Here is a 19,083-nt window from a genome sequence, read left to right as displayed (position 1 = left end):
GCCGGTGCCCGCCCTCTCCCCTCCGCACGTGTCCGCGACACGGCCAGCGCGCGGACGGCCAGGGAGACACCCAGGAAAGGCCACGCCTTCCGCCACCGCGAGCGGTCGCCCGGAGCCGGGCCGCCTCGCCACGGCGGGGGCACCTCGCCGCGGGCGGCCTGCCCCCGCAGCCGCTCGGTGACCATGCGGGCGCGGGCGGAGGACTCCCTCGGGGCGGAATCGACCGCGCCGCGTTCGCTCTCCTGGAGGAATGCCCGCAGTTCGTCGTCGGACGGGGACGAGCCGTCGTTCCCGGACTCCTCGGAGGATCTGCCGGCCACCTGTGCATGCCCTCCCGGTGTTCACGAGTGGGGACGGTGTCAGCGGTCCCTCAGCATTCCCCCGCTTCCCCCGCTTCTCCCGCTTCTCCCGAGGACCGTGACCATGATCACGCCGCGTTCGCCGCGAAGCCGCCGCGTCGAGACAGCCCTTAGGATCCTCCCCGACCCACCCAGGCCCCCGACGAACAAGGCGCCCCCCATGCCCCGAGCCGGCCTCACCGCGGATCTTCTGGTCGCGGCCGCCGCCGACCTCGCAGACGAGGCCGGGTTCGACCACGTCACCCTCTCCGCGCTCGCCCGCCGCTTCGGCGTCAAGGACGCCAGCCTGTACTCCCACGTCCGGAACGTCCAGGACCTGCGGACCCGCCTCGCGCTGTACGCGGGCGCCGAGATGATCGACCGGATCGCCCCGGCCGTCGCGGGCCGCTCCGGCCGGGAAGCCCTCGCGGCCTTCGCCGACGCCTATCGCGCGTACGCGCTCCAGCATCCGGGGCGGTACGCCGCCACCCAGATCCCCATGGACCAGACGCTGGTCGCCGAGGCCCCGTCCTTCCGCCGCACCGCGGACATCACCTACGGCATGCTCCGCGCGTACGGCCTGGAGGAGCCCGACCTCACCGACGCGGTGCGTCTGCTGCGGAGCACCTTCCACGGCTACTGCGTCCTGGAGGCCGGCGGGGGCTTCGGCGCGCCCCGCGACGTACAGCGCTCGTGGGACAAGGCGGTCGAGGCCCTGCACACGGCGCTGACGCACTGGCCCGGCGAGAAGCGGCCGAACGGCGGGTAGCGGGGCGCGCGCCGGCCGTCGAGCCGTCAGCCCGCCCGCTCCGCCGCGCTCCGCTCCACGCAGAACTCGTTTCCCTCCGGGTCCGCGAGGAGGGCCCACCCGGTGCCGTCCGGTCGGCGGTGATCGGCGACGAGGGTGGCTCCGAGGGCGAGCAGTCGGTCGACCTCCTCGTCGCGGGTGCGGTCCTGCGGCTGGAGGTCGACGTGGACGCGGTTCTTGACGGTCTTGCGCTCGGGGACCGTGACGAAGAGCAGCCCGGCTCCCTCGATCAACGCCTCCTCGTCGCCCGGGTTGTCGTCCTGGTGGAGGGGTTCGCCGAGGACCGCGGACCAGAAACTGGCCAGGCCGTACGCGTCCGCGCTGTCGATCGTCACGTGCCGGATCTTGGATGTCATGCGGGGAGTCTCGTGCAACCGGCCACGCGCGGCAACGCGGATTCCGTGTCGGCCGGGCCGACGGCAGCCGCCCGACGGCCGGAAACCCCCGGCGGATGGGCGCCCCGGCCCGGCAGCACCCGCCGCTCGCCCGGCAAGTCGTCCCTCGGGCAGGCGGCTTGACCGAGCACGGCAACGGCAACGGCAACGGCAACGGCACACCATGACAGCCGGACGACGCGCAACTCGCGCCTCACAAACCGGACATGAGAACCGAACCCGCGACTCACCGGCACCGTGTCCGCGCGGCCGCGCATCCCGCCGCGCCCGGAACCGGCCCATCGGCCCGGCGACCCGTCGGCCCGGCGGTGGCCACGGCCGACGCCGTCGCCACTCGGGTCCCCGCCGTACCGGTGCCGTACGCGCACGGACGACGGGCCGAGGCCGGTCGGCGGCGGTCCACCGGCCGCGAGAGGCGGGGGTTCGGGCCTGGGGGCGTCCCGGTTCCGGTCGGGGCGCCCCCAGGGGTCTCATCCCACCCGCACGAGGCCTTCCGGCACCAGCCGCAGGGCGACGAGTGCGTCACGGACCAGGCCCGCGTAGACGGTGGCACCGTGCACGGAGGTGTGCGTGTTGTCCCGTTTCTCGTTGTAGAGATACAGGGCCTTGGAGCCCTCCACGCCCAGGGCCTCCACCAGCGCCTTGGTCTTCGCCGTGAGGTCGATCAGCGGGACGTCCCGCGCCGCCGCGACCGAGCGGACGACGGCGGGGTGGTCGACGCCGAGGCCGTTGACCAGCAGGGCCGTGCCGTTGTTCAGCGTGCCGTCGGCGTTGAACCAGCGGCGCACGATCGGGGTGACGAGGACCGGCGTCCCGCCCCTCGCGCGGACGCCCGCGACCAGCGTCTCCAGGTTCGCGCGGTAGGTCGCCTCGTCGGTCGTCTTGTCGTTGTGCGCGAGCTGGATCAGGACCAGGTCGCCGCGGTGGATCCGTGGCTGGACGGCGGCCCACAACTGCGGGTTCCCCAGATAGGTGACCGTACTCTCCCCGGAATCGGCGTAGTTGGCGACCGAGACGCCCTTCCGCAGGTACTGCGGGAGTTGCTGGCCCCAGCCGGAGTAGGGGTCGCCCGGCTGGTCGCAGACGGTGGAGTCGCCGACGAGGAAGACCTGGCGGCTGTGGCGGGCCGGGGTGACACGGATGCCGGCGAGGGCGGGCGCCGAGCCGCCGAGGACGAGGTCCAGGCCGGGGGTCCCGTCGGCGCCGGTCGGCTCGCCCTCGGGGGTGCGGACGTCGACCGTGAAGGTGCGGGCGAGGCGCTCGCCCGCCGGGACGGCCGTCTCGGGCAGCAGGGAGCGCCGGGTCTCGCCGCCGATCGCGGTGCTCGACGCGGCCTCGCCGCCGAGGAGGACCTTCACGTCGTAGGTGCCGGGCGGTACGTCGAAGTGGCAGGCGGTGGCGGTGCAGGCGGCGATGCCCGGCGCCGGGCTCCGGCCGTCGTCGGCCCGGGCGGCGGGTACCGCCGTCAGGGCGGTGGCCAGGGTCAGCGCCGACAGCACGGCGGGGGTGAAACGACTCACATGCGGCTCCTCGGTCGCGGCAACAGGACCTGGCGGAGGACCGTACCGCCTTCGGCAAGCGCTTTCTAGACCCGGGGACGACTTCACAGGATCGCCAACTTCCTACGCGCGAAAGCCCTTTCGGAAAATCGATTCAACTGCCACTCTGGCGAATCACCCGCACCCCCCACTCCTCCCGAAGGAGGCACCCCCATGTCCGGATCCGAGAGCCGTCACCCGGTCCGACGCCGCACCTTCGTCCTGGGCACGGCGGCCGCCGCCGGCACCGCCGCGCTCACCGGTCCCCTCGCCGCCCCCGCGTCCGCCGCGGCCTTCGGCTACACCGACGACGGCTCGAACTACGTCGTCGCCACCGGCGCCGACCTCGTCTTCAAGGTCGGCAAGTCCAACGGCGATCTGACCTCGCTGGTCTACCGCGGCGTGGAGTACCAGGGCTACGGCGGCATGAACTCGCACATCGAGTCCGGCCTCGGCGCCTCCACCGTGTCCGTCAAGCAGTCCGGCGCGACGATCCTGATCTCCGTCGCGTACGGCACGCTGAAGCACTACTACGCGGCTCGCAGCGGCGAGAACAACGTCTACCTGTGGACCAACAAGGCCGACACGTCCGTATCGGCGACCCGCTACATCCTGCGCGTGAAGAAGGGTCTGTTCCTCAACGACGAGCCCGACTCCTACACGTACACCACCAGCACCATCGAGGCGTCGGACGTGTTCGCGAAGTCGGACGGCCAGACCCGCTCGAAGCACTACTCGAAGCTGCGGGTCATGGACTACGACTTCATCGGCTGGAAGACCGGCAGCGTCGGCCTGTGGATGGTGCGCAGCAACCACGAGAAGGCCTCCGGCGGTCCGTTCTACCGCTCGCTGCTGCGCCACCAGAGCGCGGACGGCGGCGGCCTCTACGAGATCCTGTACTACGGGCAGAACCAGACCGAGGACCAGCGCTTCGGCCTCCAGGGCCCGTACGTCATCGCCTTCACGGACGGCGGCGCCCCCTCCTCGTCACTGTTCCCGGGCACCCTGACCACCTCCTGGGCGGACTCGCTCGGCATCTCCGGCTACGTCGGCGCGAGCGGCCGGGGCAAGGTGGCCGGCGTCGGCATCACGGGCCGTGACACCGCCCACCCCTACACGGTCGGGCTCGCCAACACAGCGGCGCAGTACTGGGGTTCGGACCGCTCGTCCGACGGCTACTTCGCCATCGGCGGGGTGCTGCCGGGGACCTACACACTGACTGTCCACAAGGGTGAGCTGGCTGTATACAGTACACAGACGACCGTGTCCGCAGGAGGGACGACCACCCTCAACTCGATCGCGATCCCGTCCTCGAACGACCCCAGCAACGCCGGAACGCTCTGGCGGATCAACGACTGGAACGGCACCCCGAGCGGCTTCAAGAACGCCGACCTGATGACGTACGCGCATCCGTCCGACGTGCGGGCCGCCTCCTGGACCGGCAACGTGGTGATCGGCAGCGGCAGCGAGACGTCCGCCTTCCCCTGCTACCTCTGGAAGGACGTCAACAGCGGCCTGCTCGTGTACTTCAAGCTGACCGCCGCCCAGGCCGCCGCCGCGCACACCCTGCGCATCGGCGTGACGACGGCCTACGCCAACGGGCGCCCCCAGGTCACCCTGAACGACGCCTGGACGTCGGCCATCCCCTCCCCGCCCACCCAGCCGAACACGCGGTCACTGACCAACGGGTCCTACCGGGGCAACAACCACACCTTCACCTACAGCATCCCGGCGAGCGCCTGGCGGACGGACACCGGCCAGTACAACGTGCTGAAGATCAACGTGGTGAGCGGTTCGGGAACGACCGGCTTCCTCAGCGCCGGGACGGCGATCGACGCGATCGACCTGCTGGCCTGACGCCACCCACCTGACCTGACGTCATGTCCCGCGCGTCCACTGCTGATTAGTGCCACTGCCACACGTGTACGTGATGACGGTCGCGCCATTGGCGGTGGACGCGCCGTTCACGTCCAGACACTTGCCGCTCGCACGGGACTTGATGTTCACGTAGGAGCCGGTGGTGGTGAGTGACCACTGCTGAGTGGTCGCCGATGCGCTGCAGTTCTCCTGGGTGACCGTGCCGGCGTTCTCCTGCACGCACAGGGAGCTGTTGCGGACCATCAGCCGGTAGTAGCCACTGCCGACGGACTTGAACCAGTACTTCTGGTTGGCGCCGCCGTTGCAGTCGTACTGCTTGATCTGGGCGCCCGGCCACAGCGACTGGCTGGTCACGTCGGCGCACTTGGCCGAGTGCCGGGCGATCAGCGTGTTGTACGTGGCGCTGGTGCCGCTGACGGTCCCGGCGGCCGTGTCGATCGTGACCTCCGGCGACCAGGACATGGACATCGAGGTCGAGGTCGGGAAGGTGAGCGGCAGCCACACGTACCGCGAGTCGTTGACCGTGCCGCCGAAGGAGTTCCCCCACCGGTCGCCCAGGTAGAGGTAGGAGGTGCCCGAACTGCCCTGCACGGGAAGGACGTACGCCGTCTGCGAGCCGTACGTCGTCGAGTCGCCGACGTTCGTCATCGCCGACCAGGGCCCGGACAGGGACGTGGCGGTGGCGTACTGCTGCTGGTTGGGGTTCCAGCCGGTGGCGGCCGAGGTGAGCATGAAGTAGACGTTGCCGCGCTTGAACAGTGCGGGGGCCTCGCGGTGGCCGCCGTGCCAGGGGTCGGCGACCAGACTCGCGATGCCGGTGTAGTCGGCGGTGAGCCGGTAGATCTGGAGGTCGTAGTTCTCGCGGGCGGCCGAGACCATGTAGCCGCTTCCGTCGGTGTCGACGAAGACGGTGATGTCGCGGGACATGTGCTGGCCGAGCGGGCGGAAGCTGCCCTGCCACGCGTAGTTACCGTCCACGGTGTCGGAGACGGCGACGGCGGCGCGCGCCTCGCTGTAGTCGGTGCCGTTCTCCTTGTGCATCCACATGACGAACTTGCCGGTGGCGGCGTTGTACATGACCTTGGGCCGCTCGATGTTGGCGGTGGCCAGCTCGGGGTCGCTCGCCTCGGTCAGGACGTGGTTGCGGAACTCCCAGTTCTTCAGGTCGGTGGAACGGTAGGCGTCCACGTACCGGAACGTGTTGTCGGCGTTGCGGTTCTCGCCGAACCAGTAGTAGTAGGTCCCGACCTTGAGCACCCCGCCGCCGTGGGCGTGTACGGGGTTGCCGGACGTGTCGGTGAACTGTGTGCCGGTGGCGACGGTCTGGGGCGCGGCCTGGGCCGGGCCCGCGGTGGCGAGGGCGCCGGTCAGCGCCAGACAGAGGGCGAGCAGGATCGCGTACGCACGTCTCATGTCACGCACTCTCCTTCACGTTCACGGTGTCGGCGACGGGGAGGCCGACGTCGGGGGCGCCGTCCGCGGTCCGGGTGGGGGCCTGGAGGCGGGTGGGGCGGTGGATCCGGGCCCGGGGGGCCGGTTGGGTGGCGGACGAGGGGATGGGCTGCACGCGGCTGCCTCTCGCCTGGGGGTCGTTCCGGCCTCGAACCACCCTCCGGTTGTTCGAGATCGCGAACGGCATGTGGAATGACGAACGCCGAAAAGGTAAGGGCGTGTTACGACGAGGTCAACGGGTCCGGCGAGACTGGGAGGGAAGTACAGAAAGCCCTTTCCCCAGGTTTCCGGCCGGGTGGCGGATTTCTGTTATCGCGCCCTGCCCCGGACCGTCTCCGAACACGTGCGAAGTCCTCTCCCCACCACAGCAGCGGCCGCCGGCGCACTCGCGGCGGTCGCCGCCCTTCTGACCACCGCTCCCCCGGCCGCGGCGGCCGGTGCCCGGGACGTCACCGCCGACGTGCTCGCTAACCGCGACGTGACCCTCTCCGGCCCCACGGCCGTCACCGTGCCGCCGGGCACCACGACGTACGACGGGGTCTTCCGCGGGCGGGGAACGCTCACCGTGCGCGGCCGCGGCACCCTCGTCCTGACCAGGGACAGCGACTTCACTCTGCCCGAGCCGCGGCAGACCGTGCGGACGCTCGGCGGCAACCACCCGTACGTGACCGTGACCCGCCCCGATCCGCCCGCGGTCACCGTCGAACGCGGCGCGACCCTCCAGTACGGCGACGGCGGCACGGCCGGTCTGATCGGCCACTTCCCGTACGACACCCCGGCGTTCCGCCTCAACCAGGACAACATCCGCGTCGACGGAACGCTGCGGCTCTCCCTGCGGAGCGCCTACAACCTGGGCACCATCAGCGGTTCCGGGCTGATCACGCAGCCGCGGTTCCTCTGGGGCACCTGGGACCTGTCGGGCACCCACCCCTTCTCCGGAGTGATCGACAACGGCACCCAGGTGAACGCCGGCCGGCCGGAGTACGCGACCTCCCTGCCCCACGTGCGCAAGGTGCTCAACCAGGGCACGTTCACCGTGGACACCCCCCTGGGCCGGACGGTCACCATGGGCATGGACTTCTACCAACGCGAGTACGGCAGCGACATCAACATCCAGTCCAGGCCGGGCGGCCGGGTGGTGCTCACCGGCCGGTACAGCTGGTCGGACCGCGGCGGCGACACCGATCCCTCGCTCAGCGACCCGGCCCTGAACTGGACCCCGGCGCGCGGGAACGTCAACAAGCGCGGCACCAACATCAAGGGGGCGGACGTCCGGTGGGGCGACGGCACCACGAGCGAGATCTTCATGCCGGGCACCGCGAAGACCGTGTACATCAACCTGCTGGCGGCCCGCTCCCGTTCGAAGCTGACCTTCGACTACAACGGCCCCGTCACGCTCGGGGCTCCCATCGGCGGCGGCCGCTTCCACGACACCCTGGCCGCGCCGGGCGCCGGGGACATCGTCATCGCCGGCACCAGGGGAAACGACGTCACCTTCGCGGCCGCGCAGCACTACGACGGGTCGACGACCGTCGAGAAGGGCGCGGTGCTGCGCCTGGGATCGGGCACGGCCGGGGGCGACGGTTCGCTGCTCACCGGCACGGACCGGCGGCGGATCGTGAACGACGGCACCCTTGTCGTGCGCAACAGGAAGACCGCCGTCTCCCTGTCCCGGATCAGCGGGAGCGGATCGCTCGTGCAGGCCGGCGCCGCGACGACGACGCTCACCGGGCCGGCCGTGACCTACACCGGGACGACGACCGTCCGCGAGGGGACCCTCGCGCTGAGGGACGGCGCGACGCTCGCCGACAGCCGTTCGGTGCGGCTCGACTCCCAGAGGTCGCGGCTCGACACGGGAGGTTCGGCACTGCGGGTGACGGGCACCCTCGGCGGCCGGGGCACGGTGCGCGGCAGCGTGACGAACGAGGGCGTCGTCACCGGCGGACCGACGGTGGACGGTGACTACACACAGCGCGCGGACGGCGAACTCGTCGTCCGCACGCAGCCGTTGAAGGTGACCGGCAAGGTGCGACTGGCCGGGGGGCTGGACCTGGCGGCGGTCGGCGACACCACCGCGAGGGAGATCACCCTCCTCGACCACGCGGGAACCACGCCGGTCGGCGGGGTCTTCGAGGGGCTGAGGGAGGGGGCGGAGGTGAAACTCGCCGACACCGTCCACCGGATCAGTTACCGGGGCGGCGACGGCAACGACGTCGTCCTGACGGCCACCACCGCGAGCCCTTCCGGCAAGGCGGCCGACCGCGCCTCGTCGGGAGCGGTCACGACCGAGGCCCGCGGTACGGCGGCGGCCGGCACCGACGGTTACGGCTGGTGGCCGTACCCGCTGGCCGCGAGTCTGCTGGGCGGCCTGGTGCTGCCGGTGACACTGCGCGGCCGCCGCGGCGGGCGGCGCGGCGGGGGCGGGCGGCACGCGGCGTAGGCCCGGCCGTCGGATTCCCGCCTGCCGGCCGGACGACGGGACTCCGACGACGGAACAGCCGTCGAACATCAGGAGTGATTCGCCTGTTCACACGCCCACTCGGGCGGCCGGTGCGGTCGCGGCCCCGGACCGCACGAAGGCGGGGGCGGCCGGACCGGCGGGCGCAACGCAGCTCAGCAGGACCACGGGCCACGCCGCCGGCCACGAGCAACGAGGTGGGGACACCGGCGCACACGGCGGCCACTTCGGCCTCGACGGCGCCAGCGGACCCAGAGGCCTGACCGGACCCGAACGGGAAAGGCCGGCCGGCCGCGTGGTGCCGGCCGGCCGACGAGGGATACGGGGAGCGGTCAGCTGAGCCAGCTGCCCGGCGCGCACTCGGCTGACGTCACCCAGCGGTGGGATCCGATGCGATTGTCCACGACGAGCCCGTCCGTGAAGTGGTTGTCGGTGAGGTTGTCGGCGTACAGCTCGTAGGGGGACAGGCAGGTGTAGCCGCCGATGTAGCCGGGACTGTGGTAGAAGGCGACGACGTCGCGGCCACCGAGGGTGCCGCTGTTCATGACCGAGCTCGTGTCGTAGTAGGCGTCGTAGCCGAAGCCGCCGGCCCCGTCACCCCAGTGCGAGTCGTCGCCCGTGGAGGCGCCCAGCAGGATGCCCTGGCAGTCGGGGTGCTGCCAGGCGCGGACGTACCCGTCCCGGCCGGGCCACTTCGCTTCGCAGCCCGCGCCCTGGCCCGCCGCCTGGGCCGAGGTGGTCGGGACGACGAGGCCCACTGCGGCCAGGGCGAGTCCCGCGAAGGCCGTGCTCACCTTGCGCATGTTCATTGACGTGCCTTTCTTGTCGAAGCGTGCCGAACCACGGCGTTGACCGTGGACGTGTGAGGTGACCGCGGGAGTGACGCGGTCAGGTCCGGGGGCCCACGACGGCCATGGCGCGTCGCAGGGCCTCCCGCTGACGACGCGCGTGCGCGTCCAGGGCCGTGCCGTAACGGTCGCGCAGGAGGTCGACGTAGTGGGTTTCGCGTTCCGTCCCGATGGCCTTGAGTGACGTGTTCCGGGCGCAGGTCGCGTCCGCGACGGCGAGTGCGCGTTCCCTCCGGAACGCCGCCCCGGCGGGAATCGTTTCGTCCGGTCGGAGCGCCGCGGCACGGACCGCGGCCGGTGAGTCGAAGGGGTGGCCGACTCGCCGCATACAGCGTGACCAGGCCGCGACCGCCGCTGAGAAGCGCTTGTCGGCGAGCACCTTGGGGACGTAGAGCGGCTGGAGGTTGTCCACCGTCTTCTCCAGCCGGAACCAGGTCGCCGGGTCGCCGTACAGGCGTTCCTCGGCGGCCGCCGCGCATCCGCCCACCCGTTTGCGGACCGTGGCGCCGGAGGGGAGTTCGGCTGAGAGGACCGGGGCGTCCGTGCCGCCGTCCAGCGCCGCGTCGTAGGCGGCGCGCCGTGGCGGGGACAGGGTCAGGCGGTAGGCGAGGTTGGGGTTCGTGCGGCGTGCCCGGTCCTCCTCGGCGCGTATGCGGCTGCCGTAGCCGTGCTTGCGCGCCCAGGCGACGTCGTCCGTCACATAGCCGAAGGTCCGGCTTTCCTCCAGGTTGGGCCGCGCGGGCTCCCGGTAACGGAAGCCCTTGCCCCGCATGCACTCGGCGATGAGGCGTTGTTGGGCGTCGGCGATGCGCAGGTGCTGCGCGTCGGAGAGCTGGGGCGGACGAGCCGCCGTCGTCCCGGGATGGGCGTCCGTGTTCCGAGTGCCGCCGCAGCCGGCCAGGGTGGCGGTGGCGAGGACCGTGACGAGGACGGCCATGGGGCGTCGCGGGGAGACCGGATCGCGTCGGGTGGCGCTGCGGCGGGAACGGCGCTCGGGTGGCGCGGTCGCGTCCATGGACGTCCTTTCCCGGGGGTGAGGGGCTGCTGGGTATGCAGTCATCCTGGGCAGGCCGGGCACGGGGGGCGAGCCTTTGCATGTTTTTCGAAAGGTGGGGCCGGAGCGGGCCGGCCGCGTCAGGTCAGCGGATCGGTCCGGCCAGCAGTTCGACCAGTTCGGCGCCGCGGCGGGTGAGCCGCTGGCGCACCTCGCGTCCGTGCCGTTCCCGTTGCAGCAGTCCCGCCGCCTTCAGGTGTTCGCAGTGATAGGTGATGGTGCTGACGCCGACGTTGAGCAACGCCGCGAGTTCGCTGACGGTCGCCGGTGGCTGGACCGAGCGCAGCACCCCGGCGCGCAGGGGGCCGAGGAGCTGGCTGAGGGCGTCCTTGCGCGGAGGCTGTTGCCGGGTGGTGAGTCGCCCCTGGCCGGGCAGGGGATAGCCCAGCCAGACCTCCTGCTCGGAGTCCAGGCTGTACATCGCCGCCTTGCTGCCGGAGGCCACGGGAATCAACACCAGCCTGCGGCCGCCGAGTTCGATGCGCGCGTGACCGTCGCCGTGCGGCAGTCGCAGACAGCCCTGCTCGTAGCGGTAGCCGGGGTCCAGGCCGGTGAGCACGGCGTCGAGGTTCCGGCTGACGACGGCGGCGCCGATCCGCTCGACCTCCTTGCCCAGCAGGGGGTCGGCCGCGTTCCACAGGGGCTGCATGACCCGCGAGGCCGCCGTCACGACGTCGCGGTACGCGCGCAGGGTGCCGGACGGGTCGCTGACCAGCCGCTGCCATGACCGCGGCGGCCGGCCCTGGAAGTGGTGCGCGACTTCGAGGCCGAGTTCCCGGGGGTCCGCGTCGTCCAGCCGTGCCAGGACGGCTCCGATGGAGGCGGCCCGCAGGTCGGCGGTGAGCGCCAGTGTGTCGGGCGCCCAGTGGGAGCCCGCTGCGAACAGCGGGCCGACCAGTTCCGCGGCGGACGGCAGCGCCGCGGCGACGGCCCGCCGCCAGGGTCCGGGCACGCCGTGGTGCGCACCGTCGCCGAGGACGTCGTGCAGCAACGGAAAGAGGGTGGGTCCGGGGCCCCTGACCACTTCGACGTGCACGTCGTCCAGCGGACCCAGCGAGAGGTAGGTGCCCGGCATAGGAAGTCCTTCGTGAGAGGCCTGCTGTCGTCGTTTCGGACAACACGGCACTGCGCAGGGTGCTTCCGGGCCTCGCCACGATCCGGCCACTCCCCCGATCCCACCACTCGCCCCGCTGCCGCCGGTTGCCGTGGACCACCGACGCCGGCGCCGGGCGCATCTGCCCACCCACTCGACGAGACCGCGACGGAGCAGGCGGCACCGCCCGCTCGAACAACTCCGCAACTCCTGCGGAACGAGCCCATCCTCGACCGTCAGCCGCAGGGTCCGGCCGGTAGGCGTGATGCAGGGCGGCTGGGCCTCACGCGCCCGGAGCGGTCACCTCGGTGGGCGCGGGCGTCGGCGCGGACGGCTCCGGCGTCTCCCGGCGCCCGCGCAGCCACACGTACACCGGGATGCCCGCGAAGAGGAAGAGCACGCCCTGGTAGACGGCCGCGTAGCCGGCTCCCGCGATCAGCCAGAAGGAGAACGCGAAGGAGAGGGCGGCGACCACGACGTCCCGGACCAGACCCGCGGGACGGACGCGTTCGCGGCTGCCTCGCGCCAGCCAGTACAGCTGGGCGGCGGCGGACAGCAGGTACGGGACGCAGCCGGTGAACGTGGTGATCAGGACCAGGACCCGGAACGTGGTGTCGGGACCCGCCGTGTAGTTGAGGCCGATGAGCACCGTGCCGAGGACGGCCACGGCCCACACACCGAAGGCGGGCACCCCGCCCTTGCCGACACGGGCGAACGGCCGCGGGAACAGTCCGTCGCGGGCCGCGGCGTACGGCATCTGCGCGGCCAGCAGGATCCAGCCGTTGAGGCAGCCGACGATGGAGGCGACGGCGACCAGGGAGATGGCGGTGCCGCCCCACGTGCCGCCGGTGATCGCGTTCACGGCGTCGGCGAAGGGCGCCCCGGAGTCGACGAGCCGGTCGTGCGGGACCAGGCCGAAGACGGCCACCGTGCCCAGCAGGTAGACGAGCGCGGATCCCAGGGTGCCGAGGACGCTCGCCCGGCCGACCGTGCGCTCGGGGTCGTCGACCTCGCCCGCGCTGACGGCGGCCGACTCCACGCCGAGGAAGCTGTAGAGAAGCAGCGCGGCGGAGGCGGCGAGCGCGCCGGGGACACTGCTCCCCGAGGCGTTGAACGGCCCGAAGTTGTCGGTGTCGACGAAGAACAGACCGACCGTGGCGACCACCAGCAGCGGAACGAACTTCAGGACGGTGGAGACGATCTGGACCGTGCCCACCCAGCGGGTGCCCGCGAAGTTCGCGGCGGTCGGCAGCCACAGCGCGGCCAGGGCGACGACCGCTTCCAGGGCGTGATCGCCGTGCAGCGGTATCAGCACGTCGACGTAGCCGACGACGGCGACGGCCAGCGCCGCGATGCTGACCCAGCACATCGTCCAGTACGACCAGGCGGACAGGAAGCCGGCGAAGGGGCCGAAGGCGTCGCGCGGGTAGACGTAGAGGCCGCCGGTGACCGGGCTGCGGCGGGCCAGCCTGCCGAAGAGGAGGGCGAGCAGGAGCGCGGCCACGGAGAGGACCACGAAGGCGAGCAGGCTGACCGTGCCGTACGGGGCGACCGCCGCGGGCAGCGCGAAGATGCCGCCGCCGATGATGTTGCCCATGACGAGGGCGGTGGCGGCGACGAGGCCGAAGCCGCGACGGCGGGGGGCGGGCGCGGGACCGGCGTCGGTGCCGGTGGCCTCGGTGGGGCTGGGGGCAGTCATGGCGGATCCGTACGGGTGCGGTGGGGCGGGGGGACCGTGATCGTAGCCCGGCATCCCACATGGTGGGCGCTTTGTTCATCTGTTGGACACAGTCGGCTTCTCCGCGACGGCTTCGACTAGCGTCGGGGCATGAGCAGCGACACCCCCACCCCGCACGGGCCCGCCGCGCAGGACGCCCCGGCCCCCGCCTCCTCGGCACCCGGTTCCGCCCCGCGCCGCCCCGCCCTCGCCGAGGCGCTCGCCGCCGGCGCCGTGGTCCTCGACGGCGGCATGTCCAACCAGCTGGAGTCGGCCGGACACGATCTGAGTGACGAGCTGTGGTCGGCGCGGCTGCTCGCGGAACGGCCCGAGGCGATCACCGAGGCGCACCGCGCCTACTTCGAGGCCGGCGCTAACGTGGCGATCACCTCCAGCTACCAGGCCACCTTCGAGGGCTTCGCGAAGCGCGGCATCGGCCGCGAGGAGGCGGCCCGGCTGCTCGGGCTGAGCGTGGAACTGGCGCAGGAGGCGGCCCGGCAGGCTCGGGAGGCGGGCGTACGGCAACCGTTGTGGGTGGCCGCGTCGGTGGGGCCGTACGGGGCGATGCTCGCGGACGGCTCCGAGTACCGAGGCGGCTACGGGCTGACGGTGGACGAGCTGGAGCGGTTCCACCGGCCTCGCCTGGAGGTGCTGGCGGCCGCCGGGCCGGACGTACTGGCACTGGAGACCGTGCCCGACGCCGAGGAGGCCGAGGCGCTGCTGCGGGCGGTGCGCGGACTGGACGTGCCCGCCTGGTTGTCGTACAGCGTCGCGGGTGACCGCACCCGTGCGGGGCAGCCGTTGGAGGAGGCGTTCGCCCTGGCCGCGGAGGCCGACGAGGTGATCGCGGTCGGCGTCAACTGCTGCGCTCCCGAGGACGTCGAGGGCGCCGTGGCGACCGCGGCGCGGGTGACCGGGAAGCCGGTCGTCGTCTATCCCAACAGCGGCGAGGCCTGGGACGCCGGGACCCGCGCCTGGAACGGCCGCTCCACCTTCACCCCCGAACAGGTCCTCGCCTGGCGGGACTCGGGCGCCCGGCTGATCGGTGGCTGCTGCCGGGTGGGGCCGGACGCGGTCGCGTCGATCGCACGGACGCTGACGGTCGCCTAACCGGCGGGGGTGCCGGCTGGGAGTGTCCGAGCATCGGCCGGATATCGGCCGGGGGCCGCTCGGGGGGTATCCGGGCATCGGCCGGGGGTGCGCGGGCATCGGCCGGATATCGGCCGGGGGCGGCCCGGCCCGGGGGATGTCCGGGCACCGGCCGGGGATGTCCGCCGTCGGGCAGTGGCGCGCGCGTCTGCGGCGCGCGGCTCGGCGGCCGGAGCCCCGGGAGCGCCCCGGGGCGCTCCCGGCCGACCCCTCCGGCCCCGGGGCAGGCGGCCTTCGTCTCCCACCCGCGACGGACTCGCGCCTCCCGCCGCCGACGGACCCATGATTCCCACCGCCGACGGACCCGCGCCTCCTGCCGCCGACCGACCCGTGATCGTCACCGCGACGGGCCCGTGAGTCACCGCGACGCCCGTGCTTCTCACCGCCTGATTCCCGGCCCCGCCCCCGGGGCGACGCGGAAGCCCGTCGGCCCGATGGCACGTGATGCGCGCTCGTCACCGGTGCGGCCACGGCTGCCGAACCGTCACCGGGGGCGCCCACATCAGCCGAACAGTTCCCTACGTCTTCACGCCGCGCTGGGGCGCACCTAGGATAGCAAGCGCTTTCTGCGAGCCGTCGGGACAGGATCGGCTCCGAAAGGGCGGTGGTCGAACTTTCGCTGGCCCTCGGGCGGGCCGGAGAGGTGGTTCCCGATGGTCCGCACGGGCAGTGCGAGCGTGGCGGCCGGGCCGACCCTGGCGGTCGTGGCCCGCGAGGCGGGGGTGTCCGTGCCCACCGCGTCGAAGGTGGTCAACGGCCGCGAGGACGTGGCTCCCGAGACCCGACGCCGCGTCACCGAGGCGCTGGACCGGCTCGGTTACGTCCGCAGACCCCGCTTCGACCCCGCGAAACCGCCCCGGCTGGTCGATCTCGTGGTGCACTCCCTGGCCAGTTCCCGGTCCGGTGCGGTCCTGCACGGGGTGGAGGAGGCGGCGCACGACGCGGGCCTGGACGTGGTCGTCTCGGCCGCCTCCTCCCGGAACCGGGTGAGCCGTCCGCAGCGCGGCTGGCTGGACAAGCTCACCGCGCGCGGCTCGGCCGGAGTGTTGTTCAACCTGACCGAACTGGCCGAGTTCCAGTACCTGTGGCTGGAACAGCACCGGATCCCGTTCGTGATGATCGACCCGGTGGTGGAGCCGCCGCCGGGCGTGGTGTCGGTGGGAGCGGCGAACTGGCAGGGCGGCGTGACGGCGACCGAGCACCTGCTGGCCCTCGGTCACGAGCGGATCGCGGTGGTCGCCGGAACGCGCCGCAGGATGTGCAGCACCGCTCGTGTGGCCGGTTACCGTTCCGCCCTCGCCTCGGCGGGCCTCGGTCACCGCCCCGAGTACATCCGCCACGGCGGCTTCGACGAGTCCGTGGCCCGTCACCGCATGCGTGATCTGCTGGACCTGCCCGAGCCGCCGACGGCCGTCTTCGTGTGCTCCGACCGTATGGCGCTGGGTGTCTACGAGGCCCTGGCGGAACGGGGGTTGAGGGTTCCGGACGACGTCAGCGTGGTCGGTTTCGACGATCTGCCCGAGTCCCGCTGGGCCACTCCGGCCCTGACCACGATCCGCCAGCCCCTGGCCGAGATGGCGGCGACGGCCCTCCGGCTGCTGGTACGGATGATGGACGGCGAACACCCGGAGGGGACCCGCACGGAGCTGTCCACACGGTTGGTGGAGCGAGCGAGCACCGCACCGCCGCGTCGGTGACGCACGCGGCGCGCCCCGCCTCCCACCTCCCCGCAGCCCGGGGACGGCCCGCCCGCCCCTCCTCATGGGCGCGGCGTGTCGTCGGCCCGGCCGGGCCGACGGTGAGCGTCCGACCGGCGCGGAGTCCGGCGGCCTGGGCGGCGCCCGGCCCGGCCCGGCTCGCTGTCCGGGTCGCCCAGGCCGCCGGGCGTCGGCTCGGTGGTCACCCGGCCCGGCACCGCGCGCCCCCGCGCCGGCACGAGGAGAGGGGGCCGCGGCCCCCTTCGTCGGCGGGCCGGGGCGGGGGCGCGGAGCGGGGTCCTGCCCGGCCGGGACGCCGCGGACGGCGCCTCCCGGCTCATCCCCGGGCGCTCTGCGGCACGGAGCGCAGCCGCGCGAGATTGCCCTCCAGCAGCCGGGTCGCCGTGCGTACGCCGACGCCACCGGTCTCGTCCGCGTCCGGCAGGCGGCCGTCGGTCCGCTTCAGGTCGCTCAGCGCGGAGTGCATGGCCTGGTGGGCGGCGAAGAGACACGGCGTGCTGTAGATCGCGACGTCCACGCCGAGGTCGGTGAGTTCGCCGAGGGACAGGCTCGGGGACTTGCCGCCGGCGATCTGGTTGAACAGCAACGGCTTGTCGCCGACGACGCCCCGGATGCGGCGGATCCACTCCACGCTGCGCACGCCGTCGACCAGGACGACGTCCGCGTCGGTGGCCGCGAGCGCCTCGGCCCGGCACAGGATGTCGGCCTCGTCGGTGGCGTCCGTGCGGGCGACGACGACCAGGTCGCGGCGGGTGGCGAGGACCATGTCGAGCTTGGCGAGGTAGTCGGCGAGCGGCAGCACCTGCTTGCCGTCGGCGTGCCCGCAGCGGCGGGGCCGCTTCTGGTCCTCCAGGATCACGCCGGACGCCCCGATCCGCTCGAGGCCTTCCACCACATGGCAGGCGACCTCGGGATCGACGTAGCCGTCGTCGATGTCCACCAGCAGGTGGTGTCCCGGGAAGGCGCCCCGCAGCCGCTGGACGAACGCCATCATGTCCGGCCAGGCGATGAAACCGATGTCGGGCAGTCCGTAGTAGGAGGCCGCGAAGCCGAATCCGGAGACGAACATCGCGTCGTAGTGCTGGGCCGCGATGGACGCCGAGTACATGTCGTACACGCCGATCAGCGGTGTCGTGCCCGGTGCGGCGATCCGCTCTCGCAGCTTGGTCCCGTAAGTCAACGTCCGGCCTCTCGTGCTGTGCCATTACCGGGACAAGAGGATCTCCGCGGCCGGGGGCCGGCGCCGTGCCCGTCCGGGCGGTCTCACCCCGATGGCGCAAGCGGTTCACCGCAGAAACGTCACTCGAGGTCTGGACGTGTCCGGCCCCAAGACCTGGACGTGTCGGACCGCCTCACCGCTCCACCCCGGCCGCCCATCCGATTCCGCCGGCCAGATGTGCCACGAAGCCGGGGTCCCGGTAGGCCTCGGACGCGTGGCCGAGCGCGGTGTAGAAGACCCGGCCCGCCTCCTGTTCGCGGCACCAGACGAGAGGGTGGTCGGGGCCCATCCGCCCGCCGTCGTAGGAGGACTCGTCGGCGGTGGCCAGCACGCGGACGCGGCCCCGCCCTCGGCCCTGCTTCCGGGGGTTGGTGCGGAAGTCGTACCACTCGTCGGTGAACTCCCAGACGGCCGGCAGGTGGCGGGTGGCGGGATGGGCGCGGTCCTCGACGAGGGCCCTGCCGGGCTGGAGGGCGGGGTGGCGGGCGAAGCGGGCGCCGAGGAGTTCGCCGTAGTACGGCCAGTCGTACTCGGTGCAGGCCGCCGCGTGCACCCCGGCGAAGCCGCCGCCCGAGTCGACGTAGCGGGCGAGACGTTCCCGCCCGGCCGGGGTCAGCACCTCGCCGCTGGTGGAGAGGAAGACCACGGCCGCGTAGCGGTCCAACGGGGCCTCCAGGGCCGCCGGGTCCTCGGTGTGGTCGACGGTGTACCTGCCCAGCGCGCGTACGGCGGCGACGGCGTCCGGGATGGAGTCGTGGCGGTAGTCGGTGGTGCGGGTGTACACGAGCAGGCGGGGGGTCATGCCACCCGACCCTATGCGGACGGCGGGGAGCCGCCCGGGGGAAGCGGTTGCCCCGCGCTCTCCGGCCGGGCACGTGCGGTCGTCCTGCCGCACGGGCGATCCGTCGTCGCGTGACGCGGAGGGCGGGCACGCCGTCCCGGGCGGCGTGATCCGACGCGGTGCGGTGGGTCCGTTTCCTTCAAGACCCCTCGGGCGGCCCTGCCTACGGTGGCCGTATGAGTCCACGATTCGATGCCATCGGCCTGGTCGTCTCCGACATGGCCGCCTCCGTCGCCTTCTACCGCCGGCTCGGTCTCGCCTTCCCCGAGGGCGCCGAGCGGGAACCGCACGCCGAGGCCGCTCTGCCGGGCGGGTTGCGGCTGTTGCTGGACACCGAGGAGACCGTCCGGTCCTTCCATCCCGGCCGGCGGACGCCCTCCCGGGGCGGCCGACACTCCCTCGCGCTGCGCTGCGAGGATCCCGCCGAGGTCGACGCGGTGTACGAGGAGCTGGTGGGGGCGGGCCACGAGGGCGAGCTGAAGCCGTGGGACGCCTTCTGGGGTCAGCGGTACGCCGTCGTGCAGGATCCGGACGGTCACGGAGTCGACCTGTTCGCACCCCTGACCCGGCCGTAGGC

At 72.7% G+C, this 19,083-nt stretch carries 16 protein-coding genes; 6 read left to right on the top strand and 10 right to left on the bottom strand.

Features of this window, described 5'->3' with window-relative positions:
* The first annotated feature begins 519 nt into the window (after positions 1-519).
* Complete coding sequence (locus ACFYO5_RS11885; RefSeq protein WP_356562526.1) at positions 520-1,107, top strand: TetR-like C-terminal domain-containing protein; 588 nt, start codon at positions 520-522, stop codon at positions 1,105-1,107.
* A 26-nt stretch (positions 1,108-1,133) separates the two neighbouring features.
* Here the strand turns inward: ACFYO5_RS11885 and ACFYO5_RS11880 are convergent, their stop codons facing one another.
* A complete protein-coding gene (locus tag ACFYO5_RS11880) occupies positions 1,134-1,502 on the bottom strand; it encodes a VOC family protein (protein WP_356562524.1) in 369 nt (122 codons plus the stop codon).
* Positions 1,503-2,011: 509 nt separating this feature from the next.
* Positions 2,012-3,061, bottom strand: coding sequence for a rhamnogalacturonan acetylesterase (locus tag ACFYO5_RS11875; RefSeq protein WP_356562522.1), 1,050 nt, complete (start codon positions 3,059-3,061; stop codon positions 2,012-2,014).
* Between the two features lie 192 nt (positions 3,062-3,253).
* Here ACFYO5_RS11875 and ACFYO5_RS11870 point away from each other — a divergent pair, with 192 nt between their 5' ends.
* A complete protein-coding gene (locus tag ACFYO5_RS11870; protein ID WP_388707381.1) occupies positions 3,254-4,936 on the top strand; it encodes a rhamnogalacturonan lyase B N-terminal domain-containing protein in 1,683 nt (560 codons plus the stop codon).
* Between the two features lie 21 nt (positions 4,937-4,957).
* Here the strand turns inward: ACFYO5_RS11870 and ACFYO5_RS11865 are convergent, their stop codons facing one another.
* Together ACFYO5_RS11865 and ACFYO5_RS11860 are read right to left on the bottom strand one after the other, a co-directional pair.
* Positions 4,958-6,370: an RICIN domain-containing protein gene (locus ACFYO5_RS11865; RefSeq protein ID WP_388707378.1), complete on the bottom strand. Its 1,413-nt coding sequence runs from the start codon at positions 6,368-6,370 to the stop codon at positions 4,958-4,960.
* Between the two features lies 1 nt (position 6,371).
* Positions 6,372-6,524: a hypothetical protein gene (locus ACFYO5_RS11860; protein WP_388707376.1), complete on the bottom strand. Its 153-nt coding sequence runs from the start codon at positions 6,522-6,524 to the stop codon at positions 6,372-6,374.
* A 228-nt stretch (positions 6,525-6,752) separates the two neighbouring features.
* On the opposite strand from ACFYO5_RS11860, the gene ACFYO5_RS11855 reads away from it, so the two are divergent.
* Positions 6,753-8,849 carry an autotransporter-associated beta strand repeat-containing protein gene (locus ACFYO5_RS11855; RefSeq protein ID WP_388707374.1) on the top strand — a complete coding sequence of 699 codons (2,097 nt, stop codon included), beginning with the start codon at positions 6,753-6,755 and terminating at the stop codon, positions 8,847-8,849.
* 350 nt (positions 8,850-9,199) lie between these two features.
* On the opposite strand, the gene ACFYO5_RS11850 is transcribed toward ACFYO5_RS11855, so the two are convergent.
* The 4 genes from ACFYO5_RS11850 to ACFYO5_RS11835 form a co-directional block, all read right to left on the bottom strand.
* Positions 9,200-9,676, bottom strand: a complete 477-nt coding sequence (locus ACFYO5_RS11850; RefSeq protein ID WP_388707371.1) for a hypothetical protein — start codon at positions 9,674-9,676, stop codon at positions 9,200-9,202.
* 79 nt (positions 9,677-9,755) lie between these two features.
* The gene (locus ACFYO5_RS11845) at positions 9,756-10,730 is read right to left on the bottom strand and encodes a hypothetical protein (protein WP_388707369.1); all 975 of its coding nucleotides are present in this window, start codon (positions 10,728-10,730) and stop codon (positions 9,756-9,758) included.
* Positions 10,731-10,854: 124 nt separating this feature from the next.
* A complete protein-coding gene (locus ACFYO5_RS11840) occupies positions 10,855-11,844 on the bottom strand; it encodes an ArsR/SmtB family transcription factor (protein ID WP_388707367.1) in 990 nt (329 codons plus the stop codon).
* Positions 11,845-12,145: 301 nt separating this feature from the next.
* Entirely contained in the window at positions 12,146-13,561 is a 1,416-nt protein-coding gene (locus tag ACFYO5_RS11835; RefSeq protein ID WP_388707365.1) for an APC family permease, read from the bottom strand.
* A 129-nt stretch (positions 13,562-13,690) separates the two neighbouring features.
* On the opposite strand from ACFYO5_RS11835, the gene mmuM reads away from it, so the two are divergent.
* Both mmuM and ACFYO5_RS11825 read left to right on the top strand, forming a co-directional pair.
* Positions 13,691-14,689: a homocysteine S-methyltransferase gene (mmuM, locus tag ACFYO5_RS11830; protein ID WP_388707363.1), complete on the top strand. Its 999-nt coding sequence runs from the start codon at positions 13,691-13,693 to the stop codon at positions 14,687-14,689.
* Between the two features lie 692 nt (positions 14,690-15,381).
* Complete coding sequence (locus ACFYO5_RS11825; RefSeq protein ID WP_388707360.1) at positions 15,382-16,425, top strand: LacI family DNA-binding transcriptional regulator; 1,044 nt, start codon at positions 15,382-15,384, stop codon at positions 16,423-16,425.
* Positions 16,426-16,762: 337 nt separating this feature from the next.
* Here ACFYO5_RS11825 and ACFYO5_RS11820 read toward each other — a convergent pair whose 3' ends face one another.
* Positions 16,763-17,626: an isocitrate lyase/PEP mutase family protein gene (locus ACFYO5_RS11820; protein WP_356562510.1), complete on the bottom strand. Its 864-nt coding sequence runs from the start codon at positions 17,624-17,626 to the stop codon at positions 16,763-16,765.
* A gap of 172 nt (positions 17,627-17,798) precedes the next feature.
* Positions 17,799-18,467: a ThuA domain-containing protein gene (locus ACFYO5_RS11815; protein ID WP_388707357.1), complete on the bottom strand. Its 669-nt coding sequence runs from the start codon at positions 18,465-18,467 to the stop codon at positions 17,799-17,801.
* 215 nt (positions 18,468-18,682) lie between these two features.
* Here ACFYO5_RS11815 and ACFYO5_RS11810 point away from each other — a divergent pair, with 215 nt between their 5' ends.
* Entirely contained in the window at positions 18,683-19,081 is a 399-nt protein-coding gene (locus tag ACFYO5_RS11810; RefSeq protein ID WP_388707355.1) for a VOC family protein, read from the top strand.
* The last annotated feature ends 2 nt before the right edge of the window (positions 19,082-19,083 follow it).

It is taken from the genome of Streptomyces sp. NPDC006259 (genome assembly GCF_042870975.1).
GTDB lineage: Bacteria > Actinomycetota > Actinomycetes > Streptomycetales > Streptomycetaceae > Streptomyces.
The sequence above is the reverse complement of the archived record's forward strand: the minus strand, read 5'-3'. Positions and strand labels throughout refer to the sequence as shown.

What these genes read in the sequence shown, in the direction of transcription:
- ACFYO5_RS11885 (WP_356562526.1), top strand. Translation starts at nt 520, where the DNA reads ATGCCCCGAGCCGGCCTCACCGCGGATCTTCTGGTCGCGGCCGCCGCC.
- ACFYO5_RS11840 (WP_388707367.1), bottom strand. Translation starts at nt 11,844, where the DNA reads ATGCCGGGCACCTACCTCTCGCTGGGTCCGCTGGACGACGTGCACGTC.
- ACFYO5_RS11815 (WP_388707357.1), bottom strand. Translation starts at nt 18,467, where the DNA reads ATGACCCCCCGCCTGCTCGTGTACACCCGCACCACCGACTACCGCCAC.
- ACFYO5_RS11845 (WP_388707369.1), bottom strand. Translation starts at nt 10,730, where the DNA reads ATGGACGCGACCGCGCCACCCGAGCGCCGTTCCCGCCGCAGCGCCACC.
- ACFYO5_RS11825 (WP_388707360.1), top strand. Translation starts at nt 15,382, where the DNA reads ATGGTCCGCACGGGCAGTGCGAGCGTGGCGGCCGGGCCGACCCTGGCG.
- ACFYO5_RS11865 (WP_388707378.1), bottom strand. Translation starts at nt 6,370, where the DNA reads ATGAGACGTGCGTACGCGATCCTGCTCGCCCTCTGTCTGGCGCTGACC.
- ACFYO5_RS11850 (WP_388707371.1), bottom strand. Translation starts at nt 9,676, where the DNA reads ATGAACATGCGCAAGGTGAGCACGGCCTTCGCGGGACTCGCCCTGGCC.
- ACFYO5_RS11870 (WP_388707381.1), top strand. Translation starts at nt 3,254, where the DNA reads ATGTCCGGATCCGAGAGCCGTCACCCGGTCCGACGCCGCACCTTCGTC.
- mmuM (WP_388707363.1), top strand. Translation starts at nt 13,691, where the DNA reads ATGAGCAGCGACACCCCCACCCCGCACGGGCCCGCCGCGCAGGACGCC.
- ACFYO5_RS11835 (WP_388707365.1), bottom strand. Translation starts at nt 13,561, where the DNA reads ATGACTGCCCCCAGCCCCACCGAGGCCACCGGCACCGACGCCGGTCCC.
- ACFYO5_RS11880 (WP_356562524.1), bottom strand. Translation starts at nt 1,502, where the DNA reads ATGACATCCAAGATCCGGCACGTGACGATCGACAGCGCGGACGCGTAC.
- ACFYO5_RS11810 (WP_388707355.1), top strand. Translation starts at nt 18,683, where the DNA reads ATGAGTCCACGATTCGATGCCATCGGCCTGGTCGTCTCCGACATGGCC.